Source organism: Halomonas sp. McH1-25 (genome assembly GCF_022348165.1).
GTDB lineage: Bacteria > Pseudomonadota > Gammaproteobacteria > Pseudomonadales > Halomonadaceae > Modicisalibacter.
Genome location: NZ_JAKRFI010000004.1, coordinates 125431 through 144901, shown reverse-complemented (window position 1 = coordinate 144901; position 19471 = coordinate 125431). Strand labels below are relative to the sequence as shown.

Genomic DNA, 19471 nt, shown 5'->3' with positions numbered 1-19471 from the left:
ACATGCACTTTCTTTATGAAGCGGCGGTACTGCTAGGGGCGGCAATCATCGCCGTGCCTCTTTTCCAGCGTCTTGGGCTCGGTTCGATCCTTGGCTATCTTGCCGCCGGGTTGATACTCGGCCCGTCGGTCACCGGCTTCATCGCCGAGCCTGAGACCGTGCTGCACTTCGCCGAGTTCGGTGTCGTCATGCTGCTGTTCATCATCGGCCTCGAATTGGAGCCCTCGCGCCTATGGGCGATGCGCAAGCGTTTGTTCGGCCTCGGCGTGCTGCAATTGCTGGGCTGTGCCGCGCTACTGATGCCGCTCGGACTGACGCTGGGATTGTCGGTCGAGGTGTCGGTCCTGCTGGGGCTGATTCTGGCCTTGTCATCGACGGCGTTTGCCTTGCAGGTGCTCAACGAGCATCACCAGCTACCGTCGCCGCATGGCCAGGCGGCCTTTGCCATTCTGCTCTTCCAGGATCTGGCGCTGCTGCCGCTGTTCGCCGGCGAGATCGCCGTGACCTCCGAGGACTCCTGGCTGGCCGTGCTGCGTGGGGTGGGGTGCGTGGTGGCCGCTATCGTCTTCGGCCGGCTGGTCTTCCCACGGGTATTGGCGGTCGTGGCACGTAGCGCCGTTCACGAGGTCTTTACCGCCTCGGCACTGTTCATGGTGCTGGGCATGGCGCTGGTCATGGAGTGGGCCGGGTTGTCGATGGCGCTGGGCGCCTTTCTGGGCGGCGTTCTGCTCGCCGATACCGTCTACCGGCACGAACTCGAGGCCAACATCGAGCCATTCAAGGGGTTGTTGCTGGGGCTGTTCTTCATTGCCGTGGGCATGTCGGTGGATCTGGCGCTGGTATTCGACAATCTGTTGTGGGTACTGGGCATCACCTTCGGGCTATTGATCGCCAAAATGTCCATCATTGCCGGGGTGGGGCTGGTGGCGCGGCTGCCATGGACCGAGCTGCCGCGCCTGGCGACGGTGATTGCCCAAGGCGGCGAGTTCGCTTTCGTGCTGCTGACTGCAGCGGTCAGTGCCGAGGTCTTCGATCAACGCATCGCCAGCCTGTGCATCGCCGCGGTCACGCTGTCGATGGCGTTGACGCCGTTCCTCTATCGGGCCGGTGAGCGTTTCGGGGCAAGGTTTCGCGAAACGCGGGCCTACGATGGCGATTTCGGCGACGATTCTCCGCCGGTACTGATTGCCGGGCTGGGGCGTTTCGGCCAGATGGTGGCGCGCATGCTCAAGACCCAAGACATCAACTTCACCGCGCTCGATCCCAACATTCGCCAGGTGGAGTTCATTCGCCGCTTCGGGTCGCGTATCTACTATGCCGATGCCACACGCCTGGATCTGCTCAGGGCTGCTGGCGCCGAGCAGGCCCGCGTGCTGGTGATCGCAGTCGACGATGCCGATACGGCAAATACCATCGCCCGGCTGGCGAAGCTGCATTTTCCCCAGCTCAAGGTCTTTGCGCGAGCGCGCAATCGCCACCATGCCTGGCTACTGATGGAGATCGGTGTCGACGGCGTGGTCCGCGAGACGTTTCCGGCGAGCCTGGAAATGAGTGCCGAAGTGCTCAAGGGACTGGGCTATCCGAGCTCCAACGCCATGGATGCCGTGCGCACCTTCCGTGATTTCGACATTCGCTTGTTCCAGGATTCCTACGAGCATCGCCACGACGAGGAGACGCTGGTGGCCAACGAGAAAGCGGCCATGGCCGAACTGCAATCCTTGTTCCAGAAGGAACTGGGAGGTCGGCCGCTGCGCGACGGGACGCCGGGCGTGGAGCGTACCGAGCCGGAAGTGCCTTGACGCTGCTTGGCAATGCCTGGCGTCGATCGGACAAGGAGGAGTGACATGGTGCCCAAACACTGGCGTGAACGCCTGGAGTCGTTGGGTCTCACTGCCCAGGGCGAGCTGACGCCCTTGGCCGGGGGCGACATTGCCGCGGTATGGCGCCTGGAAACCCAGCAGGGCCCCGTGGTACTCAAGCAGGACGATGCCCAGCGTCTGGCCGGCGAGGCCGACGGGCTGCGGTCGCTGCATGCGGCCGGTACCTGGCTGGTGTTACCCCAGGTATTGGGACTCGACGACGACCTGCTGGTCATGGAGGCGCTGGATGCCGGCGGGCGTCGCGACGAGCAAGCGTTTGGCGAAGGATTGCGCGAATTGCATGCAGTGACCGGTGAGACCCACGGCTGGGAGCGCGACAATGCCTGTGGGCTGACGCCCCAGCCCAATACGCCTTGCGATGATGGCCGCACGTTTCAGCGCGAGTATCGCCTTCTGCCGTTGGGCAGGGCCTGTCACGACGAGGGACTGTTGGACAAGGCGATGCTGGGCTCGCTCGAGAGTGTCGCCGAGCGGCTCGATGAATGGCTGCCCGATACCCGCCCCAGCCTGCTGCATGGCGATCTCTGGTCGGGGAACGTACTTTACACGCCGCGTGGCCCGGCAATCATCGACCCGGCCGTCTACCGGCACTATCCCGAGGTGGACCTGGCCATGCTGACGCTGTTCGGATCGCCCTCGGCAGCGTTTTTCGAGGCGTACTGGGATGGGCCGGCGCCGGACGACTGGCCGCGCCGCCAGACCCTGTTCCAGCTCTATCCGCTGCTCAACCACCTGCTGCTGTTCGGTAGCGGCTATCGTGGCGCGGTGGAGCGCGCCATTGCCGGGCTGCTGTAATGCATACCGCCATTGCGGTCCGGCAATGGACGCTGAAACGCGCGTAGGTGGGATCAGTCGGTGCAGCGAAACGGCCGGCAAGACGATTTGCACCATGACGATGCAGGAAGCTAGCGGGTCGAGACCAGACGCTGCCGGAGCTTCTGCCACCAGCCAGCGGTTTGGCGCGGCCGGCGTTCGGCATCGCCCGAATGCTCCAGAAACTCCCGGATCGGAGTGACCTGCGCGGCACGGTCCAGCATGGGGGCATGGCCGCAGCCGGCGGCGGTCAGTGATGCCATGTCCGGATGGATCTCCTGCATGCGTTCGACCGTCGCTTCGCTGAGTAACGGCGAAAACTCGCCGCGGATGACCATCAGCGGGCAGTGGATGGCGCGCCAATCCGCCCACAGGTCGCGAGGTGTGTCGTGGAAGAACTGTTCGGCGATGCGTGGATCGTAGTGAAACGTCCAGGTGCCATCGGGCAGGCGTCGGGCGCTATTCAGCGTTAGGCGACGCCAGTCGTCCTCGTTGTCGATGCCGAAGCCGGTATAGTGCGACTTGACCTCGTTCAACAGGGCGCCAAAATTGGGAAAAAAGTGTGGGACAGCGAAGTAGCTGGCCAGATCGCTCAGGCCCTCGGTTTCGATCTCGGGGCCGACGTCATTGATGACGAGACGCTCGATGCGATCGCGTCCCTGGTCGGAGGCGGCCAGCATCATGCCCAGCAAACCACCCATCGATGTCCCCAGCCAGGCGACATGGGTCAGCCGAAAATGATCGAGCAGTGCCAGGGCTAACTGCATGTAGCGCTCGTAGAGGTAATCGTGTGCCGGAAACAGTGACCAGCTCGACAGTCCCCGCCCGGGTGTGTCGGGGGCGATGATTCGCCAGTCGGGGCCGAGTTCGCGGGCCAGCCCGTCGAAATCGCCCCCGTGGCGGGCCAGGCCATGCCAGGCGATCAGCGTGCGAGACGCCTGGGGATGCCAAATGCGAACCGCAATTTCCTGCGCCCTGATCTCCACCAGCTCCAGCGCGTCCATGGCTCTCCCCCCGTATCGCTATGCGTAAAGGCAGTGTAGCGACTACGCTGCTTTGCAACATGCGAATCTCATGGCTCTCTTCGCATGAGCCGGAAGAGGGAGTTGACCAGTTCACGGCCCTCTTCTTGAAGAGAGAAGCGCTCCGGATTGCGCAGCCAGTCGTGGATGAGCCCTCCCAAGGTGGTTTGCAACAGGCGTGAGGCCGTGTCCGGAGACAGGTGAGGCGCCAGCAGGCCCAGCTCATGGGCATGACGAAATTGCTCGCGCATGCCGGCCTGACACTCTTCCACCAGGCGGTTCTGCATTTCCAGCGGATTGATGTCGCTGAAGAACTCACAGCGGTGCAGGAGGATGGCATGGATACGCCGGGACTTGGGCTGTTCGATGCGCGTCAGGCCATTGAGGCAGGCCAGGCGCAGGGTTTCCAGGGGCGACTCGACATCCGTCGTCGCACGGACCTCGTCCATCATCTCCTCGAAGGGCATGCGTACACGATCGAGGAGGGCGTGAAACAGGTCGGCCTTGTTCTTGAAGTGCCAGTAGACCGCGCCACGGGTCATGCCGGCATGGCGGGCAATCTGCTCCAGTGAGGTGCGTGCCACGCCGTTGTCGTAGAACACGTCCTCGGCGGCATCGAGCAGGGCCTCGCGGGTCGCTTCGGCTTCGGCTTTGGTTCGTCTGGGCATGGTAGGGGCCCCCGCTGTGTCGGTACGTGCCGGAAATGTGACAAGACTACGAAAAGCATCTTACCGTAACTATCCGCAGTTTACATTCATGTATGTATGCTTGTAAGCTCGCGCCATCCCATCGTATATCCAAGGTGACCAGGCATGCGTCCGACGACGATCAACCGTAGGTTTGCCGCCATCGCTACGCTGCTGCTGGCGCTCATGCTGTCGGCATGCGGCAGCGAAAGCGAGCAGCAGGCCCAGCAGCAGGGTGGCGGTCAACAGGAAAAGCCGCCTAGACCGGCACAGGTCATGACGGTCGAGCTGCGCGATCTGCAGCTCGACAAAAGTTACCCCGCATTGCTACGTAGCGAGCAGCAGGTAACCGTGGTGGCGCGCGTGTCCGGGGTGCTGCAAGAGCGCCATTACGAAGAGGGTGAACAGGTCGAGGAGGGCGAGTTGCTGTTCACCATCGAGCAGGCGCAGTACGAGGCGGCAGTGAGGCAACAGCGTGCCGATCTGCAAAGCGCGCGTGCGGAGCTGAATCAGGCACAGCGTAATTTCGACCGTTATCAACGCCTTTACCAGCAGAATTCGGTAAGCCAGCAACAGCTCGACGAGGCCAGGGCGAGCCAGGAAACCGCCCAGGCCGCCGTGGCCCAGGCGCAGGCAGCACTCGACCAGGCCCAGCTGGATCTCGATTACACCACCGTGGTAGCCCCGGTGACCGGGCAAATCAGCCTGAGTGAGGTCGATACCGGCAATTACGTCCAGGCGCAGCAGACGCTGGCGACCATTACGCCGCTGCAGATCATCGAAGCGCGCTTCTCGCTGCCCGAGGACGATGCCGTCGCCCTGCGCTATCAGCGCCGCCAGCCGGACGCCCCCGAGGTGAGTGCCTGGTTGCATGCACCGACGCTGGCGCCGAGCCTGCCGAGCCTGGCGGATCAGGGCATTCGCGGCAGCATCGATTATCTGGGAGCCAGCGTCGATACCAGTACCAGTACGGTGCAAGCCGAGGCGGTGTTCGACAATACCGACCAGCTCTTTCTGCCCGGACAGTTCGTGCGTGTCGCCCTGGAGGGACTGCAGCGCTTCCAGGTGCTGGCCGTGCCCGAGGTGGCGGTGACCGAAGGTCTCAAGGGGCCGCAGGTCTATGTCCTCGACGATGACGATACCGTGACCAGCCGCTTCGTCGATCTCGGCGAACAGGCCGGAGACTGGCAGATCGTTACCGACAATCTTGAGCCGGGCGAGCGCGTGGTGGTCACTGCCATCGGCAGCCTCAGTCCCGGCGACAAGGTCGACCCTCAGCCGTTCGACGGTGACCCCGAGGTGCTCCAGGAGGAAGAGGCCCAGACCACGGGAGGTGGCACTGCCCAGGCGACCGGTGGCAACGCCGGCGTGCAGGAGAGCCAGGCGGACGGTGCATCTGGCGAGGGGGCTGTGAACGAAGACACGGCGCAAGCCTCCTCGACCCAGAACGGGCAAGGCTAAAGGCGGAGTGTACGGATGAACTTTTCCAGCGTATTCATCAGGCGTCCGATATTCGCTACGGTCCTGTCGGTCATTATCACCCTGATCGGCCTGATGGCGGCCCGGAGCCTGCCGATCGAGCAGTACCCTCAGGTGGTGCCGCCCAGCGTGAGCATCTCGGCGACCTACCCGGGCGCCGATGCCCAGACCGTGTCGGACACCGTGGCGGCGACGTTGTCCGAGCAGGTCAACGGCGTCGAGGACATGATCTACCTGACCTCGACCAGCTCCGATGCCGGCACGATGTCGATGCAGGTGTACTTTGCCATCGGCACCGACCCCCAGGTCGCCACCATCAATGTCAATAATCGCGTGCAGCGGGCCATGTCCCAGTTGCCCAGCGAAGTGCAGGCCCAAGGGGTCACGGTGGAGCAGCGTTCCAATAGCGTCCTGCTGTTCATTGCCATGACCTCGGAGTCGGGCGAATACGATTCGCTGTACATCAACAATTACACCAACCTCAATGTCATCGATGAGCTCAATCAGTTACCCGGCGTCGGCCAGGCCCAGGTATTGGGCAACCAGCAGTTCGCCATGCGGGTTTGGCTCGACCCGGAAAAGCTGTCGCTCTATGACCTGACGCCGGCCGAGGTCACCTCGGCGATTCGGGCCCAGAACAGTGTCGTTGCCGCCGGCAAGCTGGGTGCCGAGCCGCAGAGCGACCCTACGCCGTATACCTATACGTTGACTTCGCAAGGTCGCTTCGAGGGCGTCGATGAGTTCCGCAACATTCTGTTGCGCACCGACCAGGAAGGTGCCTCGCTGCGCCTGAGCGATGTGGCGCGCGTCGAGCTGGGCCAGAACAGCTATGGCGTGCAGGGCTACGTCAATAATGCACCCATCGCCCCCGTGGCCATTTACCTGCAGCCTGGCGCCAACGCGCTGGAAGTCGCCGCGGAAGTCAAGCAGACCATGCAGGACCTGAAGCAGCGCTTCCCGGCGGGCCTGGACTACGTGATTCCCTATGACACCACGCTGTTCATCGATGCCTCGATCCAGGCGGTGGAACACACCTTCATCGAGGCGTTGCTGCTGGTTGCGGTGATCGTCTTCCTGTTCCTGCAGAGCTGGCGCTCGACCCTGGTCGCGATGTCGGTGGTACCGATCTCGGTGATCGGGACGTTTGCGGGCATGTACCTGCTGGATTTCTCGATCAACCTGCTGTCGCTGTTCGGGATGATCCTGGCCATCGGCATCGTGGTGGATGACGCGATCGTGGTCATCGAGAACATCGAGCGTATTCTCGACGAGGATGAGAACGCCACGCCGCTGCAGGCCGCTTTCGAAGCCATGCGCGAGGTGTCCGGGGCGGTCATCGCCACATCGCTGATCATGGCGGCGGTATTCATCCCGGTCGGCTTCATGGGCGGCCTGACGGGGCAGATGTATCAGCAGTTCGCGATCACCATCGCCATGTCGGTGGCCATCTCGGCCATCGTGGCGCTCTCCTTCACGCCGGCGATCAGTGCGATCTTTCTCAAGAACAAGCCGCGCATGCACCAGTCGCGTGTGGTGCGCGCCCTCAAGAAGCCTTTCGATTGGTTCAACAAGGGCTTCGAGAAAGTGACCGATTTCTTCATGGCGGTGACGCACTTCCTGATTCGCCATCTTATGATCATGCTGGTCCTGTTCGTGGCGACCTGCGTGGCGTCCTGGTGGATCTACGAGCGTCTGCCGGGAGGCTTGATTCCGGCCACCGACCAGGGGGTGGCCATTGCCTCGGTCACTCTGCCTGCGGGCGCCTCGCTGGCGCGCACGGACGAGTATGTGCATGAATTGACCGAGCGCATCCAGGCCGAGATCCCGGCGGTGGAATACGTGACCGGTATCGCCGGTTTCGACCTGCTGTCCGGCGCGGCGAACACCGCCAAGGCGACCATGTTCATTACCATGAAGCCTTGGGAGCAGCGCGACATTACGGTGGATGACCTGACCGGCAAGATCATGCAGCTCGGCGCGCAGGTACCGGGAGGGAATGCGATGTCCTTCAACGTGCCGCCGATCCAGGGGCTGTCGCCGACCGGCGGTTTCACGGGCTATCTACAGTCGTTCGGGGGCGACTCGCCGCAGGAACTCTACCAGGCATCGCTCAAGGTCATGCAGGCGGCCAATCAGCGGCCCGAGCTTACCCAGGTCTTCACCACGCTCAACGTCAGCGTGCCGACCTATCGGCTGACCGTGGACGAGGACAAGGCACGCAGTCTCGGCGTGAGCATCAGCGATCTGAACACCACGCTGTCGAGTACGTTCGGGAATGCCTTCGTCAATTATTTCACGCGCTTCAGTCGCAATTTCCAGGTCTATGTCCAGTCCGAGGACGAGTTCCGCCGTTCACCGGACGATCTGGCCAACGTCTATGTGCGCGGCGGCGATGGCCAGCGGATTCCGCTATCGGCGTTGGTGTCGATCGAGCGCGATCATGCCCCCTCGGTGCTCAACCGCTACAACGTTTATCCTGCGGCCCAGTTCCAGGGCAGTCCGGCACCCGGCTATAGTTCCGGCCAGGCGGTCGAAGCCATGCAGGAAGTGGTGCAGGAAACGCTCGGCGGTCAGTATGCCATGGGCTGGACGGGGGAAGCATACCAGCAGCTCAACGTAGGGACCGCGGCGACCCTGGCGCTGACTTTCGGCATCGTGATGATGTTCCTGATCCTGGCGGCCCAGTACGAGAGCTGGACGTTGCCGCTGGCGGTCGTCACGGCGACGCCGTTCGCTTTTCTGGGTGCAGTGCTGGCGGTCTATCTACGCGACATGTCGACCAGCGTCTACCTGCAGATCGGCTTGCTGGTCGTGGTCGGTTTGGCGGCCAAGAATGCCATCCTGATCGTCGAGTTCGCCGAACAGCAGCGCACCCATGCCGGCAAGTCGATCGTCGAGGCAGCGCGAATCGCTGCCCGCCAACGCTTCCGGCCGATCGTCATGACCTCGCTGGCCTTCATTGGCGGGACGTTGCCGCTAGCGCTGGCGACCGGAGCGAGCGCGGCAAGCCGTAACCAGATCGGGACACCGGTGGTAGGCGGCATGATCACGATTACGGTAATGGCCAGCGTCTTCGTGCCGGCCGCCTACGTGCTCATCATGCAGACCCAAGTCTGGCTGGCCGCCAAACTGGGAGGGGACAGGCGCCGCCGTGAACAGGACGGCGACGAGGCTGAACCAAGACAATCCACCAGCTGACGAGTCCGTCCGGCTTGCTCGTCTTGACCAGACAGCGCCGTCACGTTCGTGACGGCGTTTTTCATGCGTGAAAGCGATAAGGAACGGTCAAACGTCCATTTATTGACCATCGTCAAGGTAGGCATTTTTAACCAGAGATATGAACTTCCCCGGAACTGAAGCCTTGCCGTAGTCTATGCTGTCAATAAGCGGGCGCATTTAATGTTACTGCATGGTTAGCCGAACATTGTCTTTTATTGCAGTCGAAACTATTTCGTCAGTTGCTTTGACGGTAGGGCATCAGGTGTCTTATACATTTTTCGTCGATAGTGGCGTACGGTCGATCGCTTCGAATCGTCAGTGCTGAAGCCATGCGAAGTAGCAATGCTCGGTTTTATATCGGTTTTATCTGATCGATGACTATTACTATTAGAAACCTAAGGTAGGCACGCGCAGCATCCGCTTTCCAGGGAAATGGAAAGCGGACAAGGGATTGAGGGTAGTGCAGAAAAATTAACGAGCCCTGACTCCAGGGTTCATTGCCATGTGAATCGAGCAGGGAGGTCGAACATGGGTAGTGTGGCGTTGCATGGTGTTTCTTCGACTCAGGGCATCACAGCGGTCAGATACATTTCGGATAAGGTCATTCCGCAGGAGCGTCGTGCCTGGAATGATCGGGTTGCCAAGGATGGCGACGATGGCTTTCGCACCCTTTTCGTGACGCCTGAAATCGCCGATTTCGTCAAGGTCGGTGGGTTGGGCGATGTGTCTTCGGCACTGCCCAGAGCATTGGCGTCACGCCATGACGTACGCATCTTGATTCCTGCCTATCGGGAAATGATCGCCTCCGATCATGAAATCGAGATTATGGGCGAGTTGCCCGCCTATGCCGACATTCCCGCCTGTGAGCTGGGCAAAGTCACCTGCAGCGATGGATTGATCGTTTACCTGCTGCTCTGTCCCGATCTCTTCGAACGCGAAGGCAGCCCGTATTGCGATGAAATCGGGGTCGGCTGGGAGGATAACGACATACGTTTCGCCCGCCTGTCGTTGGCCGCTGCCCAGATTGCCAGCGGGCAGGCCGGTCTCGACTGGCAGCCCGAACTTCTGCACCTCAACGACTGGACCTGCGGCCTGGCGGCAGGCTACCTGCACTGGTGGGGGTACGAAGTACCCAGTGTCTTCACCATTCACAACCTGGCCTACCAAGGGCTTTACGATGTCTCGCGCTGTCGGGCCCTGGGGATTCCAGAGGCGGCCTTCAACATGCACGAGGTCGAGTACTTCGGTCAGCTCTCGTTCATGAAGGCCGGGTTGGTGTATGCCTCGCATATCACCACGGTCAGCGCCACCTACGCCCGGGAAATCACCACGCCCCAGTTCGGTTGCGGTCTCGATGGCCTGCTCAGTCAGCGCGCCGAGAAGGGGCAGTTGAGTGGCATTCCCAACGGAATCGACGACTCCTGGGACCCGCGCACCGATACGCATCTTGCCCAAGCGTTCGCCATGAACGACTGGCGCGGCAAGCGGGCCAATGCCGAACACGTGCGCCGTATGTTCGGGCTCGGGGTAAGCACTGGCCCGTTGTTTGCGGTGGTGTCGCGCCTGGTTCACCAGAAGGGCCTGGACCTGACCATTGGTGCCGCGGAATCCATCGTGCGTGCCGGTGGGCAGATCGTTTTCATCGGCCGGGGCGAGTTGCCGGTAGAGAAGGCCCTGTGCAACCTGGCGGCCCGTTTCCCCGGTGCCATTGGCGTTAATATCGGTTTCGACGAAGGCGAGGCGCGCTGCATGTATGCCGGCAGCGACTTTCTGCTGATGCCGTCACGCTTCGAGCCATGCGGCTTGAGTCAGATGTATGCGCAGCGCTTCGGCTCGCTGCCGATCGCCCACCGCACAGGGGGGCTGGCCGACACGATAGAGGATGGCGTCACCGGTTTCCTGTTCGACGAGATGACCCTGGAAAGCTATATCCATGCAATTCAGCGCGCCATGACGGTGTTCCACGCTACCGACCTATTCTACGCCATGCGGCGGGCAGCCATGGCCGGACGTTATCACTGGCGGCAGTCGATCGCGCCATATAGCCAGCTGTATCGCACGGTGGTAATCGGCAAGGAGGAACAGCAGCGACACGTTCACGCTGTGGCGCAATGACCTGACGATATGGGCCGCTCTATGCAACGCGAGTCAGGGGCGGCCCGGTATGCTCCCAATGACAAGGATGGTAGCCATGACCAGTCATATTTCCCTCAGGCCGCCGTGGTCACCCTCCGGAGAAACGCTGCAGGATACGGCAAGCGCATCGGCCGCTTCGGCAGGGCAGGACGCCGATGCATCCACTGACCAGGGCTCGGACAGGCGGGGCCATTGGCGGGAGCGCTTGGCGTCGCATCGCTGGTACGATGGCGTATGGATGGGGCAACGGCGTCGCGAGGACCCGCTCCTCTATCCTTTGTCGATCTACCGGCTCGATCCGCAAGCCTGGCGACATGATACGCTGGGCAACCCGCTGGACTGGGAAACCCTGGCTTCGCAGCTGGTTCCCTACGCTGCCGATCTCGGTTTCACTCACGTCGAGGTCAAGCATGTTGCCGAGACCGATGGCGGGACGGGCTTCGCCCGCTTCGTCAACGATTGCCATGTTGGCGGTCTCGGGGTAATCGTCGAATGGCCGCTGGCCTTGCCGCAAGCGGGACTATCCGAACCGGCCTCGCTCGATCTGGCCTGCGATTGGCTCGCGTACCTGCATATCGATGGGTTGCGCCTCAAACCGGCCCTGCCGGAGAACGACGGGGCCGAACTCGGCCGTTTCATGGATGGCCTGGTGGCGCATACCCCGGACGTGCTGCTGTTCGTCGATGAACACGATGCCGAGGCGGCGCCGGTCACGGCACGCGCTCTGGCGCTCAACACGCACTGGTCGCGTGCCACGCAGGCCTATCTGAGCCAACCGCACGAGGTGCGCGGCCAACATCACCACCGCTTGGTCGAAGGGCTGGCCAGCGCCTTCGAATCGCATTTCGTCCTGCCGCTGATCGACGACCAGTCCGACGACGGCGATGCGACCTGGCTGGGACGCATGGCCGGCGACACCTGGCAGCGCTTCGCCAATCTGCGGGCCGGGCTCGGCTTCATGTGGGCGCATCCCGGCAAGAAGCTCGTCGGCATGGGCACCGAATTCGCTCACGGTCAGGGCTGGCGCCCGGCCGGTGAGCTCGACTGGTCGTTGCTCGACGATCCCTGTCATGCCGGCATGCTGCGTCTGGTCGCCGACCTCAACCGCCTCTACGGCAACGAGCCGGCGCTGCATCACTTCGATTGCCAGCCGGAGGGCTTTGCCTGGGTGGTGGGGGACGACAGCGTCAACAGCGTCATCGCCTTCCTACGCTATGGGCCCGAGGGTACGGCCCCGCTGCTGGCGATTTCCAATTTCACGCCGCGTGTCCTGACGGGTTACCGGTTGGGCGTCCCAGCGCTGGGAACATGGTACGAGGTGCTGAATACCGACAGTACATTCTATAGCGGCTCGAACGTCGGCAACGCGCATGGCGTCAGGGCGCAACTCTCGCCCAGCCATGGCTATCCGGCATCGCTGGAGCTGACCTTGCCGCCACTTGCCACACTGCTACTCAGACAAGGGGACTGGCCCGCATGACGGACGAGCTACGACAGGCTGCGTTCACGCCAACCTACGGTGCCCACCTGATCGACACCGACCGCACCCGTTTCGTGCTGTGGGCGCCCAGCGCCCGTGCGGTCCACGTCGAGGTGGATGGACAGCCCAGCCAGCCGATGCAGGCGACCCACGACGGCCATTACGAAGTCGAGGTCGACTGCGGGCACGGGGCGCGCTACCGCTACCGCGTGTTCGGAGCGGACGGCGATGAAGGCACGCTGGTGCCCGACCCCGCCTCGCGGGCCCAGGACGGCGACATCGACGGGCCCAGCCTGGTGATCGACCCGCAGCGCTATCGCTGGCGTCACGAGGAATGGAAAGGGCGTCCGTGGCACGAAACGGTGCTCTACGAACTGCATATCGGTACGTTGGGCGGTTTCGACGGCGTGCGCGAGAAGCTGGCCTATCTGGCCGACTTGGGCATTACGGCCATCGAACTCATGCCCGTCTCGGAGTTTCCCGGTGGGCGCAACTGGGGCTATGACGGCGTGCTGCCCTATGCCGTGGAAGCCGCCTACGGCAGCCCCGACGACATGAAGGCGTTGATCGACGAGGCCCACGCTCAGGGCTTGATGGTCTTTCTCGACGTGGTCTACAACCACTTCGGCCCCGACGGCAACTATCTGGCGACATATGCCGATAGCTTCTTCCGTGATGACCTGCAAACGCCCTGGGGACCCTCCATCGATTTCCGTGAGCCGCAGGTGCGTCGCTACTTCATCGACAATGCCCTGATGTGGCTGCAGGAGTATCGCCTCGATGGGCTGCGTTTCGATGCCGTGCACGCAATCAGCGAGCGCGATTTCCTGGTCGAGATGGCGCGCGAGATTCGCAGCCACGTCGATCCGCAACGTCACGTCCATCTGGTGCTCGAGAACGAAGGCAATAACGCCAGCCTGCTCGACGCGGACCACTACACCGCCCAGTGGAGCGACGATTGGCACAACGTCATGCACGTGCTGCTCACCGGCGAGTATGAAGGGTACTACTCGGATTTCGTCGAGGATGCCACCGCCAAGCTGGTGCGTTGCCTGAGCGAAGGTTTCATCTATCAGGGCGAACGCTCGCGCCATGGCCACACCCGCGGCGAGCCCAGCGCGCACCTGCCGACCAGCGCCTTCGTGATTTTCCTGCAGAACCACGATCAGACCGGCAACCGGGCCCTCGGCGAGCGGCTGAGTCTGCTGGCCGACCCTGACGCGCTCGTTGCCGCCAATGTGCTGCTACTGCTGTCGCCGATGGTGCCGCTGCTGTTCATGGGTGAGGAGTGGGGCTCGCCCCGCCCCTTCCTGTTCTTCACCGAACACCGCGACGAACTGGCCGATGCGGTGCGCGAGGGACGGCGTTCGGAGTTTGCCGAGTTCAGTGCGTTCCGCAACGAGGCGACACGCAGCCGCATTCCCGACCCCAATGCGTTGCAGACCTTCGAGGACTCGATCCCCGATTACGAATTGCGCCACACGCCGCCGCACGACGACTGGCTGGACAGGACCCGAACCCTGCTAAGGCTGCGCCACCGCGAGATCGTTCCGCGGTTGACGGGTGCGCGATCGCTGGGTGCCGAGGCGCTGGGCGACAAGGCCGTGGTGGCGCGCTGGCGCATGAATGACGGTAGCCGGCTCGCCATCGCCATCAATCTCAGCGACAGCGACGTTTCGGCGCATGACATCGGCAGGGGACGTTGCCTGTTCGAGTCGCGTCCGGGTGTGGCAGGCGGTGTGACGGAAGGGCGCTTGCTGCACCATGGCGCCGCTGCCTGGCTGGATACCGAGGACACGCACGAGGTCACTGAATGAGCGACGATCGACTCAGGGAACTTGCCGACGCCGCTGGCATACTCGTCGAATGGGAGAACAGCGACAGTGAACGCTGCGTGCTGTCTTCCGAGACCCAGCGAACCCTATTGGCTGTGCTGGGCCTTGCCGCCGATGACGACGCGGCGATCGAGGCCAGTCTGGCGCAGTTGGAACAATGGCGTCATCCCGACGAGCCTGCACAGTGGCCGCCGTTGATTACCGCTGATTGCGGTTCGCCGATTGCCTTGCCCGGTCTGGTGCCCCAGGGTACGCCTTTTACGCTCATCCTCGAGGATGGCGTCGAACAGCGCGGCGAGGTCGATGCTAATGGCCGTCTGCCGCCAATCGGTGCAATGGGCTATCACCGTTTGCAGATTGCCGGCACCCAACTGAGCGTGGCTGCAGCTCCCAAGCAGTGCTACGGCCCGGCCGATGCCAGTGGCCAGCCGGCACCCCGCCTATGGGGGATGGCCGCACAGCTCTATGCGCTGCGCCGGCCCGGCGATGGAGGCATCGGCGATACCTTGGCGCTGGAGCATTTTGCCCGTCGGGCCGCCGAGCAGGGCGCCGCCTCGTTGGCGATCAGCCCGACCCACGCCATGTTCAGTGCCGATACCGAGCGCTACAGCCCTTATTCCCCCTCCAGCCGTCTGTTGAGCAACGCCTTGTACGCTGCCCCCGAACAGCTGTTGGGGGAAAGCGCGGTTGCCAGCGCCACGCTGGCCTGCGGGCTGGATGACGACTTGCGTCGGCTCGAAGCCGATGACGAACTCGATTGGCCCGCTGCCGGGCGCGCCAAGCTGACCTGGCTACGTCGGCTATACGACGACCTGATGTCACGTGACGACGACGAGGCGGTCGAGGCACGCCGCCGGCTGGAGGCGTTCCGTGCTGACGGCGGCGACACCCTCGAGGATCACTGCCGTTTCGAGGCCCTGCAAGCCGTACGCGGGCCCAGCTACTGGCGACACTGGCCAACCCCCCTGCAGGACCCGGCCAGTGCCGAGGTGGCGCGCTTCGCCGAGGAGCATGCCCATGAGGTGGGTTTTCATGCCTTTCTGCAATGGCAGGTGACGCAAGGATTGGCGCATGCCCAGCGCGTGGCGCGCCAGGCCGGCATGCCGATCGGCCTGATCGCCGACCTGGCGGTCGGTGCCGACGATGCCGGCAGCCAATCCTGGAGTCGGCAGGGGGAAATGCTCGAAGGCGTGTCGGTCGGTGCACCACCCGACACGTTCAATGTACATGGCCAGGACTGGGGGCTGGCGGCCTTTTCGCCGCATGGCCTGGTGCGCTCCGGCTTTCGAACGTTCATCGACATGCTGCGTGCCGGTTTCCAGCATGCCGGCGGTCTGCGCATCGACCATATTCTCGGGTTGATGCGGCTGTGGCTGGTGCCGCATGGAGCGTCGCCCACCCAAGGCGGTTATGTGAGCTACCCGTTGGACGACATGCTGCGCCTGGTGGCACTGGAGTCCTGGCGTCATCGCGGCATCGTGATTGGCGAGGATCTGGGCACCGTGGCGCCGGGGTTTCGCGACAAGCTCATCGAACGCGGCATCCTCGGCATGCAGGTGCTGTGGTTCGAGCAGGATGACGACGGTGATTTCCTGCCCGACAGGCAATGGTCCAATGCAGCGATGGCCACTACCTCCACCCACGATCTGCCCACGGTGGCCGGCTGGTGGGCGGGGCGCGACATCGACTGGCGCAGCCGGTTGGCGCTGCTCGGCGAGAACCAGGATGCCGACAGCGAGCGTCAAGAACGCTGCGCGGCGCGTGCCCGGCTGGCCGCCACGCTGGACCTGCTAGGTCATGCGGTGCCTCATCCCGCGACGCTGCAGGCGTCCGACCTGTCGGCTTCGCAGGTGTTGGATGCCTGCGCCCGGCATATCGGTCGGACACCTTCGCCGCTGGCGATCCTGCCGGTGGAAGACGTGCTGGGGCTCGAGGAGCAGGCCAACCTGCCCGGCACGCTGGACGAGCATCCCAACTGGCGGCGGCGCTGGATGGCCGAGGCCGATGTGCTGCTGACGCCTGACGAGGTGCGCCATCGCCTTGGCGAGCTGCAGCGCGCCCGTGACATTTCTCGCAAGGCGGCAAACGCGCCCGTGGAGCCCAATTCATGAAGGACATCCGTGCAACCGTGCGGCTGCAGTTCCATGCAGGTTTTACCCTCGACGATGCATCCCAGTGGGTCGACTATTTTGCCGATCTCGGCGTGAGCCATGTGTATGGCTCACCACTGTTGGCCTCGCGGGCCGGCTCGACGCATGGCTATGACGGTATCGACCCGACCCGCATCGACCCGGAAATCGGCGGCGAGGCGGCGCTCGAGCGATTGGTGACGCGCCTGCGCTCGCGGGGCATGGGGCTGATCCTGGATATCGTGCCCAACCATGTCGCGGTGGGCGGCTCGGAAAACCCCTGGTGGCAGGAAGTGCTGGCCTGGGGGCGTGACAGCCCGTATGCCGATTTCTTCGACATCGATTGGCAATCGCCCGATCCGTTGCTCAAGGGGCGCCTGCTGGTGCCGTTCTTGGGCGCGCCCTACGATGAGGTGCTGACCTCGGGGCTGCTCAAGCTGGGTTACGTCCCCGAGTCGGCAAGTTTCACGCTCGAATATCACGAACATCGCTTTCCCGTCGATCCGCGCCGTTACGGCGACATTCTGCGTCATGCAGAACACGAGGCCATGCGTGAACTGGCGGTGCAGTTCGACGGCCTGCAGACGCGTCTCGACGCCTACACCGGCGTCGGTGAGCTGCGCCGTCGGCTGCGTCATGCGCTCGAGGACGAGTCGGCCAGGGCGGCGCTGGACCAGGCGCTGCAGCGCTTTGCCGGGGATGCCCCAAGCGGGGCCGAGCAGTTGCATGCCCTGATCGAGCGCCAGAACTACCGCTTGGCGTGGTGGCGCACGGCCTCCGACGAGATCAACTGGCGGCGCTTCTTCGATATCACCGAGCTGGGTGGCCTGCGTGTCGAGCTGCCCGAGGTCTTCGAGGCGACGCATTCGTTGATCCTGCAGCTCGTCGAGGCGGGGTGGGTGGATGGCCTGCGTGTCGACCACATCGATGGTCTGGCCGATCCGCGCGGCTACTGCCTGCGCCTGCGCGAGCGGCTCGATGCCCTGCAATCGAAGCGTCCGGCCGATGTGCCTGACCGGGTGGCGTTGTACGTGGAAAAGATTCTCGCCGAAGGCGAGCAATTGCACACCGACTGGGGCGTGGACGGCACCACCGGCTACGAATTCATGAACGAGGTGTCCGGGGTCCAGCACGATCCTGCCGGTGCCGCCCCGCTTCATCGTCTGTGGCGCGAGGTGAGCGGGCGCGAGGACGATTTCCTGGCCGAGGTTCGCCAGGCCCGGGCCGAGATGCTCGACACCGTGCTGGCCAGCGAATTCGAGGCTTGCGGTCTGGTCTTGCATCGGGTCGCCCGAGCCCGTCGCGAAACGCGGGACGTCACGCTGGGCGCAGTCAAGCGCGCCTTGAAGGCGCTGGTCGTGCATTTTCCTGTCTATCGTACCTATGCCGACGACAATGGCCGCCCTGCACAGGACGCGCCGTTCTTTCAGCAGGCGGTGGCCGGGGCGCGCGGCGATCTGAATCCGCCCGACGTGGCGGTGCTCGATCGGCTTGAGCGCTGGCTGGGCGGCGAGCCGCCTCACGCTTGCCAGAATGACGACGAGCGTGCCCTGCGCCTGCGCGCCATTACCCGTTTCCAGCAGTTGACCTCGCCGGTGGCTGCCAAGGCAGTGGAAGATACCGCAGGCTACCGCAGCGCGGTGCTTATCTCGCGCAACGACGTGGGTTTCGATCCGCAGAACTTCTGTGTCGCCCCGGCGGAGTTCCATACCGCCAGTGCGTTTCGGCAACGCCATTTTCCCCACTCGCTGGTCACCACGGCGACTCACGACCACAAGCGTGGCGAGGACGTACGCGCGCGGTTGGCGGCCCTGAGCGAGAAAGGCGAGGCCTTCGGCGAGCGTGTCTGTGAGTGGCGTGCCCAGGCCGGTTCACTGCGTCGCGAGGTGGCCAGTGGCATGGCGCCGTCGCCGGGCGACGAGCTGATTCTCTACCAGGTGCTGCTCGGTGTCTGGTCGCCGTCGCTCGATCCCGACGATGACGATGGCGTACGCGAGCTCACTGAGCGTCTTGTCCAATGGCAGCAGAAAGCGCTGCGCGAGGCCAAGCTGCGCACCCACTGGCTGTGGCCCGACGAAGCCTATGAAGAGGCCTGTCGGGCGTTTCTCGAAGGGCTGCTCGGCGAGCCGGGCCGGCGCAAAGCCGTGGTGGCCGCGGCCCGCGAGCTGGATCTGCCCGGGGCCATCAATGGTCTGGCGCAGGTGACACTGCGCATGACGGTTCCCGGCGTGCCAGATCTCTATCAGGGCACCGAATACTGGGATTTCAGTCTCGTCGATCCGGACAATCGCCGGCCCGTCGACTATGCGGCGCGCCGGGCGTCGCTGACCCAGGCCGAACCGCCTGTCGACGCCTTGGCGCACTGGCGCGACGGTCACGTCAAGCAGGCCCTCGTCCATCGTCTGCTGGCGCTGCGTGGAGAATATCCGACGCTGTTCGCCGCAGGCGACTATCAGCCGCTGCATGTCGCTGGCGATCGAGGCGCGCATGTGCTGGGCTTCATGCGACAGCATGCCGACCAGGCGGTGCTGGTCGTTGTACCCCGGTTGCCCGCAAATCTGCTGGAAGGGGCTACGCTTCCATGTATACCGGCGAAAAGTTGGGGCGATACCCAACTGCAGGTAACGGCGGCGATGCAGGGGGAATGGCGAGACGTACTGTCGAATGCTGCGCTGCGACTACGCGAAGGGACGATCCCGATCCGCGAGTTGCTGAGTGAATTCCCGGTCGCGGTACTGACTTGGGAATCGGGTGACGAACGCCGCTAGTCGGGAACGAACGGACGAAAGAGC

Annotated in this window: 11 protein-coding genes; 9 read left to right on the top strand and 2 right to left on the bottom strand. The window is 63.6% G+C overall.

Annotated elements, in window-relative coordinates:
• Nucleotides 1–2: 2 nt before the first annotated feature.
• A complete protein-coding gene (locus MHM84_RS12185; protein WP_239266515.1) occupies nucleotides 3–1799 on the top strand; it encodes a monovalent cation:proton antiporter-2 (CPA2) family protein in 1797 nt (598 codons plus the stop codon).
• Nucleotides 1800–1844: 45 nt separating this feature from the next.
• Nucleotides 1845–2675: a fructosamine kinase family protein gene (locus MHM84_RS12180; protein WP_239266513.1), complete on the top strand. Its 831-nt coding sequence runs from the start codon at nucleotides 1845–1847 to the stop codon at nucleotides 2673–2675.
• 110 nt (nucleotides 2676–2785) lie between these two features.
• On the opposite strand, the gene MHM84_RS12175 is transcribed toward MHM84_RS12180, so the two are convergent.
• Both MHM84_RS12175 and MHM84_RS12170 read right to left on the bottom strand, forming a co-directional pair.
• Complete coding sequence (locus MHM84_RS12175; RefSeq protein ID WP_239266511.1) at nucleotides 2786–3697, bottom strand: alpha/beta hydrolase; 912 nt, start codon at nucleotides 3695–3697, stop codon at nucleotides 2786–2788.
• 68 nt (nucleotides 3698–3765) lie between these two features.
• On the bottom strand, nucleotides 3766–4383 hold the full coding sequence (locus MHM84_RS12170) for a TetR family transcriptional regulator (RefSeq protein WP_239266509.1): 618 nt from the start codon (nucleotides 4381–4383) through the stop codon (nucleotides 3766–3768).
• Nucleotides 4384–4527: 144 nt separating this feature from the next.
• On the opposite strand from MHM84_RS12170, the gene MHM84_RS12165 reads away from it, so the two are divergent.
• The 7 genes from MHM84_RS12165 (at nucleotide 4528) to treY (ending at nucleotide 19447) form a co-directional block, all read left to right on the top strand.
• Nucleotides 4528–5862, top strand: coding sequence for an efflux RND transporter periplasmic adaptor subunit (locus tag MHM84_RS12165; RefSeq protein WP_239266507.1), 1335 nt, complete (start codon nucleotides 4528–4530; stop codon nucleotides 5860–5862).
• A gap of 15 nt (nucleotides 5863–5877) precedes the next feature.
• Nucleotides 5878–9078, top strand: a complete 3201-nt coding sequence (locus MHM84_RS12160; RefSeq protein ID WP_239266505.1) for a multidrug efflux RND transporter permease subunit — start codon at nucleotides 5878–5880, stop codon at nucleotides 9076–9078.
• 549 nt (nucleotides 9079–9627) lie between these two features.
• Nucleotides 9628–11214 carry a glycogen synthase GlgA gene (gene glgA / locus MHM84_RS12155; protein ID WP_239266503.1) on the top strand — a complete coding sequence of 529 codons (1587 nt, stop codon included), beginning with the start codon at nucleotides 9628–9630 and terminating at the stop codon, nucleotides 11212–11214.
• 76 nt (nucleotides 11215–11290) lie between these two features.
• Entirely contained in the window at nucleotides 11291–12715 is a 1425-nt protein-coding gene (locus tag MHM84_RS12150; RefSeq protein ID WP_239266501.1) for an alpha amylase C-terminal domain-containing protein, read from the top strand.
• On the top strand, nucleotides 12712–14532 hold the full coding sequence (gene treZ, locus MHM84_RS12145; protein WP_239266499.1) for a malto-oligosyltrehalose trehalohydrolase: 1821 nt from the start codon (nucleotides 12712–12714) through the stop codon (nucleotides 14530–14532). The genes MHM84_RS12150 and treZ overlap by 4 nt, the downstream gene beginning before the upstream one ends.
• Nucleotides 14529–16661, top strand: coding sequence for a 4-alpha-glucanotransferase (malQ, locus tag MHM84_RS12140; RefSeq protein WP_239266497.1), 2133 nt, complete (start codon nucleotides 14529–14531; stop codon nucleotides 16659–16661). Before treZ ends, malQ begins: the two co-directional genes overlap by 4 nt.
• Nucleotides 16658–19447, top strand: a complete 2790-nt coding sequence (gene treY, locus MHM84_RS12135) for a malto-oligosyltrehalose synthase (protein ID WP_239266495.1) — start codon at nucleotides 16658–16660, stop codon at nucleotides 19445–19447. The genes malQ and treY overlap by 4 nt, the downstream gene beginning before the upstream one ends.
• Nucleotides 19448–19471: the final 24 nt, after the last annotated feature.